The 20,121-nt window shown below is 66.9% G+C and carries 14 protein-coding genes; 7 read left to right on the top strand and 7 right to left on the bottom strand.

The window, feature by feature from the left end; genetic code table 11:
- Positions 1–45 precede the first annotated feature (45 nt).
- Together P6U30_RS04745 and P6U30_RS04750 are read right to left on the bottom strand one after the other, a co-directional pair.
- Complete coding sequence (locus P6U30_RS04745; protein WP_407168380.1) at positions 46–1,893, bottom strand: cisplatin damage response ATP-dependent DNA ligase; 1,848 nt, start codon at positions 1,891–1,893, stop codon at positions 46–48.
- Positions 1,890–2,948 carry a ligase-associated DNA damage response exonuclease gene (locus P6U30_RS04750; protein WP_407168381.1) on the bottom strand — a complete coding sequence of 353 codons (1,059 nt, stop codon included), beginning with the start codon at positions 2,946–2,948 and terminating at the stop codon, positions 1,890–1,892. The genes P6U30_RS04745 and P6U30_RS04750 overlap by 4 nt, the downstream gene beginning before the upstream one ends.
- A 162-nt stretch (positions 2,949–3,110) precedes the next feature.
- Here P6U30_RS04750 and P6U30_RS04755 point away from each other — a divergent pair, with 162 nt between their 5' ends.
- From P6U30_RS04755 to pdeM, 4 genes are all read left to right on the top strand, one after another.
- The gene (locus P6U30_RS04755; RefSeq protein WP_407170351.1) at positions 3,111–4,037 is read left to right on the top strand and encodes a methyltransferase domain-containing protein; all 927 of its coding nucleotides are present in this window, start codon (positions 3,111–3,113) and stop codon (positions 4,035–4,037) included.
- 289 nt (positions 4,038–4,326) lie between these two features.
- Positions 4,327–5,553, top strand: a complete 1,227-nt coding sequence (locus tag P6U30_RS04760; protein WP_407168382.1) for an ABC transporter substrate-binding protein — start codon at positions 4,327–4,329, stop codon at positions 5,551–5,553.
- Between the two features lie 252 nt (positions 5,554–5,805).
- A complete protein-coding gene (locus P6U30_RS04765) occupies positions 5,806–8,586 on the top strand; it encodes a ligase-associated DNA damage response DEXH box helicase (protein ID WP_407168383.1) in 2,781 nt (926 codons plus the stop codon).
- Between the two features lie 176 nt (positions 8,587–8,762).
- Positions 8,763–9,434 carry a ligase-associated DNA damage response endonuclease PdeM gene (gene pdeM / locus P6U30_RS04770; RefSeq protein ID WP_407168384.1) on the top strand — a complete coding sequence of 224 codons (672 nt, stop codon included), beginning with the start codon at positions 8,763–8,765 and terminating at the stop codon, positions 9,432–9,434.
- A 298-nt stretch (positions 9,435–9,732) separates the two neighbouring features.
- On the opposite strand, the gene P6U30_RS04775 is transcribed toward pdeM, so the two are convergent.
- Positions 9,733–10,596 (bottom strand): LysR family transcriptional regulator, encoded by an 864-nt coding sequence (locus P6U30_RS04775; RefSeq protein WP_407168385.1) that lies wholly within the window; start codon positions 10,594–10,596, stop codon positions 9,733–9,735.
- A gap of 96 nt (positions 10,597–10,692) precedes the next feature.
- Here P6U30_RS04775 and P6U30_RS04780 point away from each other — a divergent pair, with 96 nt between their 5' ends.
- The 3 genes from P6U30_RS04780 (at position 10,693) to P6U30_RS04790 (ending at position 13,785) form a co-directional block, all read left to right on the top strand.
- Positions 10,693–11,616, top strand: coding sequence for a DMT family transporter (locus tag P6U30_RS04780; protein ID WP_407168386.1), 924 nt, complete (start codon positions 10,693–10,695; stop codon positions 11,614–11,616).
- A 1-nt stretch (position 11,617) separates the two neighbouring features.
- Positions 11,618–12,385 carry an MBL fold metallo-hydrolase gene (locus P6U30_RS04785; protein WP_407168387.1) on the top strand — a complete coding sequence of 256 codons (768 nt, stop codon included), beginning with the start codon at positions 11,618–11,620 and terminating at the stop codon, positions 12,383–12,385.
- 62 nt (positions 12,386–12,447) lie between these two features.
- Positions 12,448–13,785: an NRAMP family divalent metal transporter gene (locus P6U30_RS04790; protein ID WP_407168388.1), complete on the top strand. Its 1,338-nt coding sequence runs from the start codon at positions 12,448–12,450 to the stop codon at positions 13,783–13,785.
- On the opposite strand, the gene P6U30_RS04795 is transcribed toward P6U30_RS04790, so the two are convergent.
- From P6U30_RS04795 to P6U30_RS04810, 4 genes are all read right to left on the bottom strand, one after another.
- The gene (locus P6U30_RS04795; RefSeq protein WP_407168389.1) at positions 13,782–14,564 is read right to left on the bottom strand and encodes a TIGR02186 family protein; all 783 of its coding nucleotides are present in this window, start codon (positions 14,562–14,564) and stop codon (positions 13,782–13,784) included. The genes P6U30_RS04790 and P6U30_RS04795 overlap by 4 nt on opposite strands.
- On the bottom strand, positions 14,561–15,490 hold the full coding sequence (locus P6U30_RS04800; RefSeq protein ID WP_407168390.1) for a sulfite exporter TauE/SafE family protein: 930 nt from the start codon (positions 15,488–15,490) through the stop codon (positions 14,561–14,563). Before P6U30_RS04800 ends, P6U30_RS04795 begins: the two co-directional genes overlap by 4 nt.
- A gap of 258 nt (positions 15,491–15,748) precedes the next feature.
- On the bottom strand, positions 15,749–16,573 hold the full coding sequence (locus tag P6U30_RS04805; RefSeq protein ID WP_407168391.1) for a hypothetical protein: 825 nt from the start codon (positions 16,571–16,573) through the stop codon (positions 15,749–15,751).
- A gap of 110 nt (positions 16,574–16,683) precedes the next feature.
- Positions 16,684–20,118: a hypothetical protein gene (locus tag P6U30_RS04810; protein WP_407168392.1), complete on the bottom strand. Its 3,435-nt coding sequence runs from the start codon at positions 20,116–20,118 to the stop codon at positions 16,684–16,686.
- Positions 20,119–20,121 lie beyond the last annotated feature (3 nt).

A 20,121-nucleotide genomic window follows, 5' to 3' on the forward strand; every position in this document is an offset into this window, starting at 1 on the left:
GGAACCCGGGAACCGCGATCAATGGCTGCCATGCATTAGCGGGATTTAATTTCCTGTCATGCTCATTAACAGCCGTTCAAGCGTCTCCAAGCGGTCGGCTTCGCGCGGTGGTTTGTCCCAGCGCAGCCGATTGATGCGCGGGAAGCGCATCGCGACGCCGGATTTGTGACGCGGCGAGCGCTGCAATCCCTCGAAGGCGACTTCGAGCACGAGGCCCTGATCCGGCTCGTGCACGACATGGCGCACCGGGCCGAACTTCTCCGTCGTGTTGCGGCGGACGAAGCGGTCGATCTGCAACAGCTCCTCGTCGGTGAAGCCGAAATAGGCCTTGCCGACCGGCACCAGCTCGTCGCCGTCGGTCCAGACGCCGAACGTGTAATCGGAGTAATAGGACGAGCGCTTGCCGTGACCGCGCTGCGCATACATCAGCACGGCGTCGATGATGTGCGGATCGCGCTTCCACTTCCACCACGGTCCCTTCGGCCGCCCCGGCAGATAGGGCGCATCGCGCCGCTTCAGCATTACGCCCTCGACCGCATCGGCATCCTCGCCCGCGCCGGCGCTGCGCGGGTCGGCGCGCGCCGCCGCGAGCTCTGGCCAGCTCGCAAACGGAATCATCGGCGACAGATCGATGCGCGGGTCGTTCAGCTTGGCGATGAAAGCCTCGAGATGCGCGCGGCGCTCGACGAACGGCAGCTCGCGCAGATCGTTCTCGTCGTCGCCGAGCAGATCGTAGGCACGCAGATGGATCGGGAATTCCTTGATCAGCTTCGGCGACACCACTTTGCGGTTCAGCCGCTGTTGCAGCACGTTGAAGGTCTGCACGCGCCCCTCGCGCAGCACCAGCAATTCGCCGTCGATCGCGCCGGGCAGATGCAGCGACGGCACGAGGTCCGGGAAGCTCCCGGTGATGTCCTCGCCGGTGCGCGAATAGAGCCGCGCCTGGATGTGGCCGTGCTCGTCGGGGCCGGACACCGCCTGCACGCGGATGCCGTCCCACTTCCACTCCGCGCTGAAATCGGCGGCGTCGAGACTGGCGAAATCCGCATCCTCGATCGCATGCGCCAGCATCACCGGGCGGAACGGCGCAGGATCACGATTGATCGGCTTGTCGCCGCGGCCTTCGAGCCAGGCGAATAGATCGAGATAGGGCGGTGACAGCCCCGGCCAGATCAGCTCGATCTCGTGCGGGTCCTTATTGCCGAGCGCAGCCGCCGCGGTCTTGGCGAGCCGCGCCGAGATCCCGATCCGCATCGCGCCGGTGACGAGCTTTAGCAGCGCCCAGCGTCCGGTCTCGTCGAGCTCATCCAACCAGCGCGCGAGCTGCGCCGGCAGCTCGGTCTTGCCGAGCGTGCGCAACGTGGTGACGACCTCGGTGAGGGTGGGAGGAGGCGGGTTGTTGTGGGCGCACGGAGTTTCTCTAGCATCTCGCCCGCGGTACCCCTCTCCCTGCCCCTCCCCCGCAAGGGGGGAGGGAACCCATCCACCGGTGCGTCCCCCACCGACGTCGATCACTCCAAGGTTGTTGTGAGGTGAGCAGGCCGGTTGGGCTCCCTCCCCCCTTGCGGGGGAGGGCGGGGGAGAGGGGTGGCCCTGGAAAGATTCGCTGTAAGAGGCACCAGCCTTCGGCCACATCAGCGCCACCGTCTCGGAGAGATCGCCGACGTAGTCGTAGGAGTAGCCGAACAGCACGGGATCGGCGCGCTCGGTGATCAGGTCGCGGATCAAACCCGGCTTGGCGTGCTTGAACGAGAGCGCGCCGGTCAGCGCCGCCAGCGCGTAGCCGCGGTCGGGGTCTTCGGTGTCGCGGAAATAGGCTGAGAGCAGCTTGATCTTGTTGTTGCGGCCGGGCTCGTAGGCGAGGCGGTCGAGCAATTGAGCGAAGCGGTTCATGATGTTGCCCCGCCGGCGGGCTGGGCCTCGCCGGTCAGCGCCGCCGTCTCGCCTTCGTCCTCGTCGCCATAGCCGACAAGGTCGAGCGGCCGCGCCGCAAGGCCGTTGGTCTTGCACCAATGCACCAGCGCGTCCTCCTGGCCGTGGGTGACCCAGATCTCACCGGCGCCGGTCGCGGCAATTGTTGCCGTCAGCCCGTCCCAGTCGGCGTGATCGGAGATCACCAGCGGCAGCTCGACGCCGCCCTGGCGGGCCCGCGCGCGCACGCGCATCCAGCCTGAGGCGAAGGCGGTGACGGGGTCGGGGAAGCGCCGCGTCCAGATATCGGAAGTCGCGCTCGGCGGCGCCAGCGTGATGGTGCCGGCAAGGTCGGCCTTCTTCATGCCGCGCGCGGGCCGGAGCTCGCCGAGCGGGACGCCGCGCTCCTGATAGTAATAGGTGATCTTCTCCATCGCCCCGTGCAGATAGATCGGCGCGTCGTAGCCGGCTTCGCGCAGCAACGCGATCACGCGCTGCGCCTTGCCGAGCGAATAGGCGCCGACCAGATGCGCGCGCTCCGGAAACAGCTTCACCGAGTCCAAAAGCTTGTTCACCTCGTCGGCCGCATCGCCATGGCGGAACACCGGCAGTCCAAAGGTCGCCTCGGTGATGAAGACGTCGCAGGGCACGAGCTCGAACGGCGCGCAGGTCGGATCGCGTGCGTCCTTGTAGTCGCCGGAGGCGACGATCCTTGTGTCCTTGCAGGTCACCGCGATCTGCGCCGAGCCCAGCACGTGGCCCGCGGGGTGGAACGTGGCCGTGACGTCGCCGAGCCTGATCTCCTCGCCGTAAGCGATCGCCTGGGTCGAGCCGGCGAAATTGTCGCCATAGCGGAGCCGCATCATGTCGAGCGTCTCTTGGGTGGCAAGCACGGCACCATGGCCGGAGCGCGCATGATCGGAATGGCCGTGGGTGATCAGTGCACGCTCGACCGGCCGGACTGGATCGATATGGAAGCCGCCGGGCTTGCAGCAAAGCCCGGCCGGGACGGGCATCAGGATGTCTTGCGGGCGCATGGGCCGTATATAGGTACTGATCTGGCAAATCTAACCGTCATGCGCAGACTTGACCCGCGCATCCATCTTCGGAAAAAGTCACTGCTTTGATGGCTGGCCGGCGCTCCCCCGATCGGGGGCGGGACCGTACCAGGCCATGGCAAGATCGGTTTCTTGAGACGTATGCCTGCGCGCCTGTTCCTGACTTCCGGCGATCTCGTTGCCGACCGCCGCTTCGAGTTCGCGCGTGACCTGCAATTGAAGGGCGATCTGCCCGCCGCCGCCGAGCTGCTCGAACAGGCGGTCGAGATCGCGCCGAAATTCGCCTCCGCCTGGTTCGCCCTCGGTGAGATCCGCCGGCAGCTCGGCCGCGAGGAGGCGGCAATCGCAGCCTTCCGTGCCGCGCGCGATGCCGACCCTGAGGACCGCCACGGCGCCGGCCTGCGTCTGATGCATCTCGGTGCGGAGGCCGTGGCGTCGATGCCGCCGGCCTATGTGCGGACGCTGTTCGACCAGTATGCGCCGCGCTTCGAGGCCGCGCTGGTCGGTGATCTCGGCTATCGCGGCCCGGCGCTGTTGTTCAAGGCGGTGCTCTCGGTGCGGGCCGCTGCGAGGAAGCCCGCCTTCTTCAAGCGCGCGATCGATCTCGGCTGTGGCACCGGGCTCGTGGCCGGCGCCTTCGCGAAGAATGTCGACCGCTTCATCGGCATCGACCTGTCGCCGCGCATGATCGAGAAGGCGCGGGCCACCGGGCACTATGCCGAGCTCGAGGTCGACGACATGGTGCGGGGCATCCGCAGCAAGCCCGAGGCCAGTGCCGAATTGGTCCTCGCCGCGGACGCGATGATTTACGTCGCCGATCTCGCGCCCGTGCTCGCCGAGGCGAGTCGCGTGCTGGTCGCCGGCGGCGTGCTGGCCTTCACCACCGAGACCCATGACGGCGAGGACGTGATCGTCGGCGAAGGCCTGCGCTACGCCCACAGCGAGGCTTATGTGCGTGCGGCCGTTGCTGCCGCCGGTCTGACATTGGTGCAGCTCGAAGATCTCTCGGCGCGCAATGAAGACAACATTCCGGCCCCCGGACTTGTCGCCGTCGCGATCAAGCCATGACGCTTGTCGCGCTCGCCCCTTATGGGAGCGGGCTGCTTCGCGCAGCGAAGCGTGGGTGAGGGTTTTTTCCGCGGAGAGAAACCCTCATCCCGCTTCGATGCTGCCGCCTCGAATCCACCTTCTCCCACAAGAGCAGAAGGGAAGAGAGAACCGTGTTCGCGTCTCACAACTTGAGTCTACACGCTACGCATTTGCCGTCGCGCGGCATTGCGTCGCGCGCTTGCGACTTCCCGCTTGCCCGGCGCGAAGCGGAATGCGAGAGCTGTCGCTCCAGGGAGAGAAAACCAAAATGAAGAAGCAAACACGGCGCGAGTTCGGCGCCACCGCGTTGTCGGTCATCGCAGCCTCCATCCTGCCGGCGCCGTTCGTCCGGGCCGCGGACAAGACATACGATCCCGGAGCGAGCGACACCGAGATCAAGCTCGGCCAGACCGTGCCGCATTCCGGCCCCGGCTCGCTCTATGGCGTGTTGGGGCGCGTCGGCGAAGCCTATTTCCAGATGCTGAACGAGAAGGGCGGTATCAACGGCCGCAAGATCAAATTCCTCACCATGGATGACGCCTACAGCGCGCCGAAATGCGTCGAGGCGACGCGACGGCTGGTCGAGCAGGAGGAGGTGCTGGCGCTCTACGGTTCGCTCGGCACCGCGCCACAGACCGCTGTGCACAAATACCTCAATTCCAAGGGCGTGCCGCAATTGCTGCTCAATACCGGCGCCTCGAAATGGAATGATCCGAAGAACTTCAAATGGACGATGGCCGGCCTGCCGCTCTATCCGACCGAGGCGCGCATCCTGGCCAAGCACGTCGTCAGCGTGAAGCCGAATGCCAAGGTCGGCATCCTCTACCAGAACGACGATTTCGGCCGCGACTTCCTCGGTCCTTTCAAGAAGGTGCTGGCCGATGCCGGCGGCACCGCGAAGGTGATCATGGAGCAGACCTACGATCTCACCGATCCGACGGTCGATTCTCAGCTCATCAATCTCTCGAAGTCGGGCGCCGACGTCTTCTACAACATCACCACCGGCAAGGCGACGTCGCAGTCGATCCGCAAGGTCGCCGAGCTCGGCTGGAAGCCGCTGCAGCTCTTGTCGGCCGGCTCGACCGGTCGCTCGATCCTCAGCGCCGCAGGATTGGAGAACGCCAAGGACATCGTCGCAATCCGCTACAACAAGGAAGTCGGCGTGCCCCGCTACGAGAAGGACGCCGACGTGATCGCGTTCGAGGAGCTGCGCAAGAAGTATCTGCCGAACATCGATCCGGACAACACGATCGCCTTCGCCGGCTACGGCCAGGCCGCGACGATGGCGGAAATCCTGCGCCGCTGCGGCAACGACCTGACCCGCGCCAACGTGCTGAAGCACGCCACGACGCTCGCCGGCTTCCACTCGCCCTATTTCCTCGACGGCATCAACTACAGCTACACGCCCGACGACTACACGCCGATGAAGACGCTCTACATCGCGATCTTCAACGGCAGGGACTGGGACCTCTCCGGCGAGCCGATGACGGAGTAGGGACAGGCTCCCGCTCTCTCGTCTCCCTCGCCCCGCTCTTGCGGGGAGAGGGCGGGGTGAGGGGTTCTCTCCGCGAGTCGGCGCGAGCCGAGAGACCTGTACCCCCTCACCCGGATCGCATCTTGCGATGCGATCCGACCTCTCCCCGCAAGCGGGGCGAGGTGTGGTCTGAGTGCCGCGATCGTTTGTGCCACCTGCTGCCATCCAGCCCGCCCCTCGACGAAACCGCCTGAACCGCCTACCTCTTGGGGCGTGTCGTCGCTCGATCTCTTCTCCGTCACGCCGTCGGAAACGGCCGACCCGCTGCCGCGCCGGTTTCGCGACTGGTTCGCTTCTCGTGGCTGGTCGCCGCGCGAGCATCAGCTTGCGCTGTTGGCAAAAGCGCGCGAGCAGCGCTCGGCGCTGCTGATTGCCCCGACCGGCGCCGGCAAGACGCTGGCGGGATTCCTGCCGACGCTGGTGGAGTTGAGCGGAGAAGGACCTGATCGCGGTATCCCTGTTCACCTCCCCCTGAAAGGGGGAGGTCGGCGCGCTGCGGCGCGCGCCAGCGCGGCCGAGCGCGACGGGTGGGGGTCAGCCGCGAGCACGGAGCAAGCGGCTGACCCCCACCCCAGCCCTCCCCCTTTCAGGGGGAGGGAGCCTGACGAGATCAACCGGACGTCAGAAGAATTCGCGAGCGGCGGGATCGCGCAAGTATCGCGCCCTAGCCTCATCTCCACGGGTCGCAGTGTCCGCCGCACCGGTGGGCTGCACACGCTCTATATCTCGCCGCTGAAGGCGCTCGCGGTCGACATCGCGCGCAACCTGGAAACGCCGGTTGCCGAGATGGAGCTGCCGATCAAGATCGAGACCCGCACCGGCGACACGCCGGTGTCGCGGCGGCAGCGACAGCGGCGCTATCCGCCGGATATCCTGCTCACCACGCCGGAGCAGCTCGCGCTGCTGCTGGCCTCCGACGATGCGCCCTATCTGTTTTCCTCGCTGAAGCGCGTCGTGCTCGACGAGCTGCATGCGCTGGTCACCTCCAAGCGCGGCGACCTGCTCTCGCTGGGGCTCGCACGGCTCTGGAAGATCGCGCCGGAGCTGCGCGCCATCGGGCTCTCGGCGACGGTCGCCGAGCCCGAGCAACTTGCACGTGTCCTGGTGCCGCAGGCGAACGGTGAGAGCGCATCCGCCGACGTTGTCATCGCCGGCGGCGCCGCGCCGCCGGTCGTCGATATGCTCGATACACGGGAGCGGCTGCCGTGGTCCGGCCACAGCGCGCGTCATGCGCTGCCCGAGGTCTACGAGCTGATCAAGCGCAACAAGACCACGCTGGTGTTCGTCAACACGCGCAGCCAAGCCGAGATGCTGTTCCAGGATCTCTGGCGCATGAACGACGACGGGCTCGCGATCGCGCTGCATCACGGCTCGCTCGACGTCGCGCAGCGCCGCAAGGTCGAGGACGCGATGGCGGCGGGCCGCCTGCGCGGCGTGGTCTGCACCTCCTCGCTCGACCTCGGCGTCGACTGGGGCGATGTCGACCTCGTCATCAACATCGGCGCGCCAAAAGGCTCGTCGCGGCTGATGCAGCGGATCGGCCGCGCCAATCATCGCTTCGACGAGGCCTCGCGCGCCGTGCTGGTGCCGGCGAACCGCTTCGAGGTGCTGGAATGCTCTGTTGCGATCGACGCCATCGCGGAGAACGCACAGGATACGCCGCCGCTGCGATCCGGTGCGCTCGATGTGCTGGCCCAGCACGTGCTCGGCTGCGCCTGCGGCGAGCCGTTCCTCTCGGACGAGCTTTACCAGGAGGTCAAAACCGCCGCGCCTTACGCCAGTCTCGCGCGCGCCGATTTTGACGACGTCGTCGAGTTCGTCGCGACCGGCGGCTACGCGCTGAAGACCTATGAGCGCTTCGCCCGCATCAAGCAGGACAAGCAGGGCCGTTGGCGCGTCGCCAACCCCAAGGTGCGGCAGAGCTATCGCCTCAACGTCGGCACCATCGTCGAAGAAACCATGCTGAAGGTGCGGCTGGTGCGCTCGCGCGCCGGCGGTAGCGGCTCGACCGGTGCGATCGCGCGCGGCGGCCGCATGCTGGGGCAGATCGAGGAGGTCTTCATCGAAGGTCTCGTGGTCGGCGACACCTTCGTGTTCGGCGGCGAGGTGGTGCGCTACGAGGCCCTGGTCGAGGACCAGGTCTATGTCTCGCGCGCCAACGACAAGGACGCCAAGGTGCCGTCCTATATGGGCGGCAAGTTCCCGCTCTCGACCTATCTCGCCGAGCGCGTCCGCAAATTGCTCGACAACAGCCGCGCCTGGAAGGCGCTGCCCGAGCAGGTGCATGACTGGCTGTCGCTGCAACGGAAGTTCTCGCGGGTGCCGGCGGTGCGCGAGCTCCTGGTCGAGACCTTCCCGCGCGGCGGCAGCCACTATCTGGTGTGCTATCCCTTCGAGGGCCGGCTCGCGCACCAGACGCTCGGCATGCTGCTGACGCGTCGGCTGGAGCGTGCCCGCGCCCGCCCGCTCGGCTTCGTCGCCAATGAATATGCGCTGGCGGTGTGGGGCGTCGGCGATCTCTCTGCCATGATCAGGCAGGGCAGGCTCGATCTCAACGCGCTGTTCCATCCCGATATGCTCGGCGACGACCTCGAGGCCTGGCTGGAGGAATCCGCGCTGATGAAGCGGACCTTCCGCAACTGCGCCATCATCTCAGGCCTGATCGCGCGTCGCTTCACCGATGAGGAAAAATCCCGCCGCCAGGTGCTGTTCTCGACCGACCTGATCTACGACGTGTTGCGCAAGCACCAGGCCGACCATGTGCTGCTGCGTGCCGCGCGCGCCGATGCCGCCACAGGGCTGCTTGATCTTCGCCGCCTCGGCGACATGCTCTCGCGCATCCAGGGCCGGATCACCCACAAGGATCTCGACCACGTTTCTCCGCTTGCCGTCCCCGCGCTGCTGGAAATCGGCCGCGAGTCGGTCTATGGCGAAGCATCCGACGAGCTGCTGGCCGAAGCGGCCGAGGAACTCGTGCGGGAGGCGATGACATAACGCTGAAGCGCGTTCGAGCGAAGCCTGTCCCGGACTCGATCCGGGATGGATGGCGGTTCGCTTGAAGAAGACGCGACCAGGCAAGAGGCATACGAGTATGATGCGATTGGATCGAATCATACTCCGGGGAACAAGACGTGACGGCGGGCGCGCGGGCTTCGGGAGACAATAACGACATGCGCGTTTCGAGGGTCACCGTCGCGGACGTCGCCTTTGTCGCCGATTTCTCCGGCGCGTTGTTCTGGGAAGAGCAGCGCCTGCTCGTCGTGTCCGACCTGCATCTGGAAAAGGGCTCGAGTTTCGCCGCGCGCGGCGTGCTGCTGCCGCCCTATGACACGGTGGCGACGTTGAGCCGGCTGGCTGCCGTGATCGCGCGTCACGATCCAAGCCAGGTGATCGCGCTCGGCGACAGCTTTCACGATCGCTGCGCGCATGAGCGCCTGTCGGAGGCCGATCGCGAGGCACTGTCTGCGCTGCAGGCGCGGCGCAACTGGATCTGGATCGCCGGCAATCACGATCCGGCGCTGCCCGCGGATCTCGGCGGCGTGGTCGCAACCGAGGTCGCGATCGGGCCGATCGTGTTCCGGCACGAGCCGACGGGGGCAAGCGGCGAGATCGCCGGCCATCTGCATCCCAAGGCGCGCGTGCCGACCCGTGGCCGCTCGATCGAGCGCCGCTGCTTTGCGAGCGACGGCGAGCGCGCGGTGATGCCGGCTTTCGGCGCCTTTACCGGCGGCCTGAGCATCCGCGACGCCGCCTTTGCCAGGATCTTCGGATCGCCGGGCTTCATGGCGCACGTGCTCGGCGACAACCGCGTGCACGCCTTCGCCGCCGCCCGATGTTATTGAAGCCGGGCGGCTCGGGCACCGTCGTCAATCCACTCCCCGTCGTCCCCGCACGAGGGCTTCGCCTCTATCGCTGAAGGCGCGCATCGTCTCGAACGACGCATGTCGCGAGAATGCGGATGTGCGACCCACCAGTGGTGCAGCAAATTCAGTGTCGTGCCTGTGAAAGCAGGGACCCATAACCAAAAATGCCGAACGTTGCGCGATGCCGGAATGACGAGTCCCGTCTACAACATCCGCCGCGGGATATGGCTCCTTGCTTTCGCAGGGACGACATCAGAGTTTGCGACGTGATCGTTCCCTACGCTGCCTTCGCCTGCACCGTGTCGCAATACTCGGCGAGCCGATCAGCGAGCCGCAACGTCGCGGGGCTGGCTGCGGGGGCCGCGACGAGGGCGACCTCGGTTTTGTCAATCGGCACAAAGCCGTCTTTCGCCGTCAGCACGCGATGATCGGCCTGGATCGACATCTCCGACAGGATGCTCAGCCCCAGGCCTGCGGCGACAGCGGCCTGGATGCCGGCGAGGCTGGAGGAGGTGTAGGCCATGTGCCAGTTGCGGCCGGTGCTCTCCAGCGCATGGATGGCGCGGGCGCGATAGAGACAGCCCGAGGCGAAGCCGATCAACGGCACCGAGCCGATCGAAACGTCGCGCGGATGGCTCTTGCTGGTGACCCAATGCACGCGCTCCGGCCACACCGCGATGCCGCCCTTCTCGCTGGCATCGCGCTTGATCAGCGCAAGATCGAGATCGCCGCGCTCCAGATCGCGGTACAGAAACAGGCTCTGGCCGGTATGCACGTCGAGCCGCAGGCTCGGATGGCTGCGCGAGAACGTCGCGAGCAATTTTGTCAGCCGATACGCCGCAAAATCCTCGGTGATGCCGATCCGGATCGCGCCTTCGCTGCCGGGACGCGAGAGCACGTCGCGCGCTTCCTCCGCCAGCGCCAACAGCCGCCGCGCATAGCTCAGCAGCCGTTCGCCGGCTTCGGTCGGGGTGACGTCCTTGCCGCTGCGGATCAGGAGCGGCTGGCCGACATCTTCCTCCAGCCGCTTGATCTGCTGGCTCACCGTCGATTGCGTGCGGTGGACGCGTTCGCCCGCGCGGGTGAAGCCGCCAGCATCGACCACCGCCACGAAACTGCGCAGCAGCTCGAGATCGAGCATCGCAGCCTCCATTCGAAAATCAACTGAATGATAGTTTATCATTTAATTTCCAAATATCAAGGCGCAGGCCTAGATCATGGGCATAAGGAGACCCCCATGTCAGTCGCCCCTGCCGACGCGATGCCCCGCACCCGCTTCAACACGCTGCCGTTGCTGATCGCCCTGTTCTGCCTGCTCTGGAGCTTCGCCTTCGTGGCCGGCAAGATCGGCGTCACCGATTGCCCGCCGCTGATCCTGCTCGCCGCGCGGTTCTCGCTCGCCGGCGTTCTGATTCTCGCGATCTCCTGGCTGCGCAGCGACGCGTGGGACCTCAGTTGGCGCGATGTCGCGGTGTTTGCCGTGCTCGGCGTCGCCAACAACGCGCTCTATCTCGGCCTCGGCTACACCGGGTTGAAGACGGTCTCCGCCGGTCTCGGCGCGTTGATCGTGTCGGCCAATCCGGTGTTCACCGCCGTCCTGGCGGCGCTGTTCCTCGGCGAAGCGCTGACCTGGCGCAAGGTCGCGGGCCTATTGCTCGGCATTGCCGGCGTCGCCTTCATCGTCTGGCATCGCATGTCGGTTGGCTCGGACAGTGCGCACGGCATCCTGTTCACCCTGGCCTCGCTCGCCTCGATCGTCGGCGGTACCGTCCTGTTCAAGCTGCTGGCACCCAAGGGCAGCCTGTGGATCGGCAACGGCATCCAGAACATCGCCGGCGGTCTTGCGGTGATGCCGTTCGCCTTCGTGTTCGCCAGCGCCGGCGATATCGTGCCGAGCGCGCGGCTCGCCGGCGCCTTCGCCTTCCTCGTGCTCGGCGGATCGATCCTCGCTTATCTGCTCTGGTTTCATCTTCTGAAAGTGTGTGGCGCCACCGCCGCAAGCGCCTACCACTTCCTGATGCCGCCGCTCGGCATGCTGTTCGCGTTCCTGGTGCTCGGCGAGCACGTCGAATTCCGCGACCTGGTCGGGATCGTTCCGGTGGCGCTCGGCATTTATCTGGTGACCCGCCCCGCGGCCGCGGCATCGTCCAAGAGGAGTTGACATGAGCATCACCATCACCCTGATCGGGGGACCCACGGCATTGATCGGGATCGACGGGTTCCGCCTGCTCACCGACCCGACCTTCGATGCGCCCGGCGACTATCAATTGCCGCATGTGAAGCTGGAGAAGCTGACCGGTCCCGCGCTCGGCGCGCGCGACATCGGCGAGATCGATGCGGTGCTGCTGAGCCACGACCAGCATTCCGACAATCTCGACCATTCCGGCCGCGATTTCCTGAAGCAGGCGAAGCGCGTGCTGACCACCGAGGCCGGCGCCAAGCGGCTCGGCGGCAACAGCGAAGGCTTTGCGCCTTGGGGCTCGACCGTGTTGAAGAAGGGCGATCGATCACTGACCATCACCGCGACGCCGGCGCGGCACGGGCCGGCGGGGATCGAGCCGCTGTCCGGTGACGTCATCGGTTTCGTGGTGGAATCGAGCAGGACGGGCAGCCGGCCGGTCTATGTCAGCGGCGACACCACCTGGTTCGACGGCGTCGCCGAGGTCGCGCGTCGCTTCGACTGCGGCGTGGTGCTGCCTTTCGCCGGCGCAGCGCAGACCCGCGGCCCGTTCCACCTCACCATGGATATCAATGACACGATCGAGACCGCGCGCGCCTTTGCGGATGCGGTGATCGTGCCGGTTCACACCGATGGCTGGGCGCACTTCCGGCAGAACGCCAACGACCTGCGCATGTCCTTCGACACGCTCGGCTTCGGTCGTCGCCTGCGCATCCTCGAGCCCGGCGAGGCCACCATCATCGAGCCGTAGGTTTCACTGCTGGAACAATGGCGGCATCGGGTTCGTTGTCGCAGCGGCGGCTGGAACCGGACATGACGCGGCACAGGCAGACCTCGCGAAAACATCACGGCAAGTCCGGCGGCACGCCAGCCGCAAAGGCGAGGCAAAAGCCGTTCAGTCTCGGTCGCATCCTGAAGGCGCTCGGCCCAGGCCTGATCACCGGCGCCTCCGACGACGATCCGTCGGGCATCGGCACCTACAGCCAGGCCGGCGCGCAGCTCGGCTACGGCATGGGCTGGACCATGCTGCTGACCTTTCCGCTGATGACAGCCATCCAGGAGATTTCCGCGCGGGTCGGCCGCGTCACCGGGCATGGTATCTCGGGCAACGTTCGCCGGCATTATTCCCCCTGGCTCCTGGTGGTCGTGGTGACGCTGCTGTTCACCGCCAACACCATCAACATCGCGGCCGACCTCTCGGCCATGGCCGATGCAACCAAGCTGCTGATCGGCGGTCCGGCCATCCTCTATGTCGTGTTGTTCGGCGTGACCTCGGTGGCCGCGCAGATCTTCGTGGACTACAAGCGCTATGTCGCGATCCTGAAATGGCTGACGCTCAGCCTGTTCGCCTATGTCGCGGCGCTGGGTTTCGCCGACGTGTCATGGACGGAAGCCGTGGCCGGTGCGCTCGTGCCGCGCCTGACCTGGAGCGCCGACTATTTCACCACCATCGTCGCGATCCTCGGCACCACGATCTCGCCCTATCTGTTCTTCTGGCAGGCCTCGCAGGAGGTCGAGGAGCAGCGTCTCGATACCAGAAAGCATCCGTTGATTGCCCGGCACTACGGCGCGCGGCGGGAATTCTCCCGCATCCGTGCCGACACCATCACCGGGATGGCATTCTCCAATCTGATCGCGCTGTCGATCATCATCACCGCCGCGGCGTCGCTGCATGCTGCGGGCAAGACCGACATCCAGACCTCGGCGCAGGCCGCCGAGGCGCTGCGTCCGATCGCCGGGCCGTTCGCCGAGGCGGTCTTCGCAGCCGGCATCGTCGGCACCGGCCTGCTGGCGATCCCGGTGCTCGGGGGCGCCACCGCCTACGCGGTCGGCGAAGCGCTGCGCTTGACCGTGGGGCTCGGGCGCAAGCCGAAGCAGGCGATCGCGTTCTATTCCGTGCTGGTGCTGTCGGGCGGTCTCGGCATCGCGCTCAACTTCACGTCGATCGACCCGATCGCGGCGCTCTATTGGAGCGCCGTCGTCAACGGCGTGCTTGCCGTGCCGGTGATGGTGCTGCTCATGGTCATGGTGCGCCGCCGGGATGTGATGGGCCTCTTCGTGATCCGCGGCCCGCTCTACTGGGTGGGCTGGCTGTCGACCGGGACGATGGCGCTCAGCGTGATCGGGATGGGAATCGGATACTTGCTCTAATCCTTGCGAAACACGATCGAGGCCATCCAGCCGGTCATCAGCGCCATGAACGCCGTGACGAGGCCGTAGGCGAAACCGTTTTGCCGCGCGGTGGTGGCGACGAACTGCTCGAAGCCGATCTTGACGATCTCGAAGGCGGTCTCGGTCTTGGTCACCAGCGCGCCGTCGCTGAACAGCTTGATCTCGACATTGTAGATGCCGATCGGCACCTCCGCGGGCAGTGGAATGCCGGTGCGGAACAGGGTCGGCGTCAGGAACGTCACCGCCGAGGTCGCCTCGCGATAGAGACCATGCTCGGAGCGCAGCCGCACGAAGGCGCTGCGGAAGGCGTCGTTCGGCACCACGTCGCCATAGTCGGAGCCGACGCGCTGCATCAGAAGCACGTTGTTGAGCCCGAGCTGCTGACGCCGCTGCACCTCCGGAGATGCGATCGCGTCAAACGGGCGGTTGGAGAACAGCGCGAGATAGCCCGGCACCTGCAGGAACTGGCGGGAGTCGGTGTTGATCCAGATGCCGAACCGGCGCTCCTTGCGGCGCGTGACCATGTCGGCGCGCGGACCGGAGACGGTGACGACGAGGTCGTAATTGCCGCGATCCGGCGGCGTGCTGGCGTCCTTCTCGACCGAGCCGAACAACACGAGCTCGCCGCCGGAATAGTTCGGCGTCACGGTGACGCGGTGGTTGGAGACCGAGACGATCAGCCGCTCGGCACGGGCCGGCACTGCCGTCAACGCGGCGGCGAAGAGACCGACGATCGCAAGCCGCGCGCACCATCTCATGGCGGAACTCCGCCGCTTTCGCGGATGCTGTAGAGGTCCTGGGGCCGGATCACCAGCTCGACCGCAAAGCGGATGCCGACCGCGAGCACCAGCAGGCCGAGCAGCAGCCGCAGATGCTCGCCGCGGATCTTCTGACCGGCGCGCGCGCCGAACTGCGCGCCGGTGACGCCGCCGACCATCAGGATCAGCGCCAGCACGGCGTCGACCAGATGGTTGGTCATGGCGTGCAGCATGGTGGCGAACACCATGGTGACGAGGGTCAGCACCATCGAGGTGCCGATCACGGTCGAGGTCGGCACCCGCAGCAGGTAGATCATCAGCGGCACCAGGATGAAGCCGCCGCCGATGCCCATGATCGCGCCGATGAAACCGATGACGAGGCCGACCACGATGATGGGAATGACGGAGAGGTAGATCTTGGAGCGCTTGAAGCGCAGCTTCAGCGGCAGGCCGTGGATCCAGCCATGGCTGCCGGGCTTGCGCAGCGTGACCGCTCCGCCGCGGCGGGTGCGCAGCATCGCGCGCAGGCCTTCCCAGAACATCAAGCCGCCGACGGTGGTCAACAGCACGACATAAGACAGCGCGATCATCAGGTCGAGCTGGCCGAGCGAGCGCAGATAGGTGAAGGTCCACACCCCGAGCGCGGTGCCGAGCGTGCCCCCTATCAGCAGCACCGTCGCCAGCAGCGGATCGATCGCGCGTCTGCGCCAATAGGAGATCGCGCCCGAGAACGACGAGGCCGCGATGTGGCTCGCGACGGAGGCAACCGCGACCGCAGGCGCAATGCCGACGAAGATCAAGAGCGGCGTCATCAGGAATCCGCCGCCGATGCCGAACATGCCGGAGACGAAGCCCACCGCCGCGCCCATCGCCAGGATGAGGAAGACATTGACCGGAATGTCGGCGATCGGGAGGTAGAGCTGCACGCGCGTCGCTTCTTCTCGGTTCGCCGCAGGCAGCCGCAAGACTGCGCCACGGCGTGGTGTCCTGGTCGGGCATTCTCCGGCAGAGCAATCCGGTCGGCGCTGCGGAGCAGGCGGACGCGGGTCGAGTGCCGGGTCCTCCATAACCGAAATCGGCCGGGGGCGGGACTAAAGAATTGGCGTCCCGCGGCTTTTTTGCCGCAGGGGCCCTCCGGTCCTGCGGATATCGTTGATGATTTCGGATTAGTGGCAGAAGCCGGGTCAGCGCGGGTCGACCGGCGTGGTGACGAGGTTCATCGCGAGTGCTTGTTGCTGGCTCAGCCAGCGAATCTCTGCGGTTTGCGACATCGCCTCCACGATTGCAGAGGAGACGCCCATATCGGTCATGTAGCCAAGCACCATGCCTTGCATGCGCTGGGCTTCAGCGACGGGATTGTCGATCGGCTCCTTCCAGGTGAAGCGGTGGACGCCCAGCATCGCACCCTTGATGCCGTAGCGGGGCTTGCCGCCCGCATAGACCAGCACGCAGGCGCTCGCGCAGGAGGAGGCCCGCACACTGCCGGACATGTCGGCCGTGCCTACGGCCGTGGCAAGCCCGCGCGCCCGAATGGTCTCGCCCATGATGCCGGCCTGGTCCATCGAGCCGCCCTTCGACGATAGCAGCACGACATCGCCGTTCGACAGGTGAGCCTTGTCGAGCTGGTCGCGAAACCAGCCTGCACTGGCGGGGCCGATCCTGCCGCTGATCGCAAGTGCACGGCGAGTCTGGCCCGATCCATCGATATCGATCGCAGGAATCACGGAAGCCGTCATGCTCGCCGAAACATAGGTCTCGCGCCAATAGTCCCAGGCGTCCGGTCGCGATAGGTCCCGATAGGCGCGAACGCCGATGCCCGACAGCAGCAGCGCAAAGATCGTCACGGACCAAAACGAGGGCCTGAAGAGGCCCTGCGAAGGGTGGCCGCCGACCCAGCGCCGCGAAGCCTCCGGCGGCGGTGTGCCGCCCTGCGGCGCCATGACCCGGGGACCGGTTGGCGACGAGCGATGCACTCCGGCTGCTCCGTCCTGGCAGTCATCGGCAGACAAACGCGATCCTCCGGGCGGCAAGCGCTGTTCGCGCGCCGCGTGCCTGTCTACACGGTTGTATCGCTGAGGTATAGAAGCGCGAAGCCGGGATGCTGCCCGGCTGCGCGGCGTTAGCGCGCGACCAGCGCCGCGGTTCGCTTCGCCGGCTGCCTGACCGCCTTTGCTGCCGAGGGCTGCGCGGGAGCGGCGTCCCAGCCGCCGGGCGGCGCCGGCACGTTGACCGCATCACTCGGCTGCGGCTCGGCAGTGAAGGTCTGGATCGCGAGCTTCGCCGCCGCCAGCGACTGCGGGTCGAGCCGCTTGGCGATGTCGTCGCGCTTGTGGCCGGCATCGGCGTCACCCTGCGCCGCTGCCAGGCTGAACCATTTGAAGGACTCGGCGAGGTTCTGCTCGACGCCGATCCCGCGGGCATAGAGGATGCCGAGATTGAACTGGCTGTCGGGCACGCCGCGGTCGGCGGCCTTGCGGAACCACTGCGCTGCGCTCTTGTAGTCGGCGCCCTTGCCGCCGCCGTCGGCGTCGAGCACGGCGAGATTGTGCATTGCCTTGGCGTTGCCGCGGTCCGCGGCCTGCACGTAGTAACGCCGCGCGATATCGACGTCGCGCTTCACGCTGAGGCCCTTCTCATAGAAGGTGCCGAGCCGAAAGATCGCGGGTATCAGGCCGGCCTGCGCCGCACGGCCGTACCATTTGGCGGCTTCGTCGAGATTGGCGGCCACGCCCTTGCCCTCGGCATAGCGCATGCCGACCTCGTAGGCCGCGGCCGGGTCGCCCTTCATCGCAGCGGCGCGCAGCGTCGGCCCGCCGATCGCGTCGGGCAGCTTCTCACCGGGCGGAATCTGGATCGTGCCGAGCTTGCCCGGAATGGGTGGCGGCGCCGATGTCGCCGCCGGAATTGTACCGGTGACGTCGTTGTTGACCGGCGGCGTTGCGACCGGGGCTGCGGCAGGTGCCGGAGCGGACGGGATCGTCACCTGCGCGCTGTCGAGCGTGTTCGGCGCCGTGCTGTTGTTGGATTGCCGGCCGAGCGGCGTCGGCGAGGTCATCGACGGTCCGGGGGCCGCCGACGGCGCGGCCGGCGCCGGCTTGATGGAGCTCTCGGCGGGCGGTTGCACTGTCGCTGCGGCCGGCTCGTTGCTCTCCATCGCCGGCAGTTGCGGCGCCGAGCCGGTGTCGAGCAGGTTCATCGCCATCTTGAAGGTACCGAGCACGATCACAACCACGCTCGCGCCGACCAGCAGCGAGCGGATCTTGGAGGTAATGGTCGACGGCTGAGCTTCCGGCGCGCCGGCCTTGATCGCGGCCTTGGCTCTCTCGGCCTTGTCCGCCTTCTCCTTGGCCTTCGCCGCGGCCTTGCTGGCCGCACGTGCCGCCTTGTCGTTGACCGGTTGGGCGGCCGCGGCTTGTGCGGCGCGGCGCGCGGCGGCGATGAAGCTCGACGTCGACACCGGCTCCTTCTTGCCGGCCGGGAGATCGCTGATCGCGCTTTCTGACGCCGCGATCCGCTCCGACGGCGACGACATGCGCCCTGCGGGACGTGTGCCGGGCTCGAGCGGATGATCCGGTGGCAGTTCGGGTGCGATCGCAGCGCGCGCTGGCGCCGCATGCGGCTCGAGGATCTCGCTGATGGCGCGCGGCGGGGTCGGCGGCAGCGGCGGCGCAACTGCGGCCTGTGGCTCCGCAGCGTGGAAGTCGCGCGGTGCGGCCGCAAAATGCTCCTGCGCAAGAGCAGGGTTGGGCAGCTCGGGCTTGTACGGCTCAGGCTTGTATTGCTCTGGCTTGTACTGCTCGGGTGCCGCCTGCGCGATCGGCTGCGGTATCGCCGCGCGCGATTCGGCGGCAGCGGGCGCCGGCGATGGCGACGCGGGGCGAACCGTGCGCAAATCGTTCTCGATCATCGCCAGCCGATCGACGACATGACCGAGCGTGTTGTGAACCGTCTCCAGCGAATCCTGGGTGCGGCGATCGGTTTCCGCCTGGCTGAAGCGGATGTCGGACAGCTCGCGCTTCATCATGTCGACGATGCCGCTGTCCATCATCGGCTGCGGCGACGACGCGCCGTTGAAGCTTCGGGTGGCGTCGGCGAGCGAGGCGATGTGGGCATGCTGGGCCTCGAGGTGCCGCATGATGTCATGCAGTCCTTCCTCGACCCGGCCGAGATTGCCGGTCCGCTGATCGGCGGCTTCGAGACGTTCCAGCAGATACGATACGCGCTGCTCGAGATGGGCGAAGGCCGACGCGCTGTCGTTGCCGACCTGCAGGCGGTCGATCCGCTCCGACAGGGTGCGCACCGCGTTTTCGATGGCGTCCGTATTGTCGTGGCCCGGCGGCCGTTCGCGGCTGTCCAGCGTCGAGGTCAGCGCGGCGATCCGCTGTTCGAGCACCGCGAAAGCATCGCTCTGACCGTCGGCGCACGCCACCTGCGAGAGCTGGTCAACCTTGGCGGACAGTGCGTGCACGTCCTCGGAGAGCCGCAGCAGCGCGTCGTTGGAGGCGACGTTGGACACGATGGCGCGCAGCGCCGCAATCGCGCTCTCGAGCTGATGCACCGTCGACGGATCGTCGTTGGCGCGCAGGATCATGTCGAGCTTGGCGCCAAGATTGCGGATCGCCTCGTCGTAGCCGGTGAGTTGCTCGGCCGGGGTCAGCGTGCGCAGCACCTCGCGGATCTCGGACAAGGCGCGCTCGATGCCGGCGATCGCCTGGCCGTTGCGGTTGTTGCCCTCGACCCGGATCTCGTCGATCCTGTGGTGCAGCGAGCGGATCTCGTTCTCGATCGATTCGATCGCCCGGCGTGGCATCGCTTCGGTGATGGCCTGGCGGATTTCCGTAAGCTCGCCGCGGAAGGCTGCGATCGATTGCTCGACATGGTCAGGCCGCTGCAGCGCCTCGATCTGGCTGGTGATCTTGAGCAGATGCCGTTCCAGCGAGGAGAAGTCCGGTCCGCTGGGCGCGGCCGGCGGCGGCGCATTGCGTGGCGGCGTCTGCGCGGGGGCGGGAGCATCGAGCTCGTTCTGGCGCGCGGCGATCTCCGCGATCGCGGAATCGAACGAGGCCGGGCTCAGCGGCGGCGAGGGGCGATAGACCTGCGCAGCCGCACGCTCGACCGCCGCGGCCTGGCGCCGGCGCTCCTCCTGCATCTGCTCCTGCATCTGCGGCTCGCGGGCCGGCTGCGGCCTGGAGATTTGCGATAGTCGCGCATCGAGGCGCGAAATGGCGTCGTTCAACTGCCGGGCGACGGCGGGTTGGCCGCGCGGCACCTCAGCGCGCACGGCCTCGCCGCGCGACATGGGCCTGGCAATCTGCTCGATCTGGCGGGTGATCGCATCGAGCCGCTGATGGATGTCGGCGACCTCGCGGCTCTCTCGGCTCGGCATCGGCGGCCGTTGCTCGTAAGACGTGCGCCAATCCGGCGGCGTCGCATCGCCGACGGTGGAATTCAGCCAGTCGTTCAGCGACATGCCGGCGCGGCGTGCTGCCGCCTCGGCCCTGTCACGGACGGAGGGATCGATGCCGTCAACACTCCACGATACGCGCGAATTCATGAT

The sequence above is a fragment of the Bradyrhizobium sp. ORS 111 genome (assembly GCF_045571485.1).
In the GTDB taxonomy this organism is placed as follows: Bacteria; Pseudomonadota; Alphaproteobacteria; order Rhizobiales; family Xanthobacteraceae; genus Bradyrhizobium.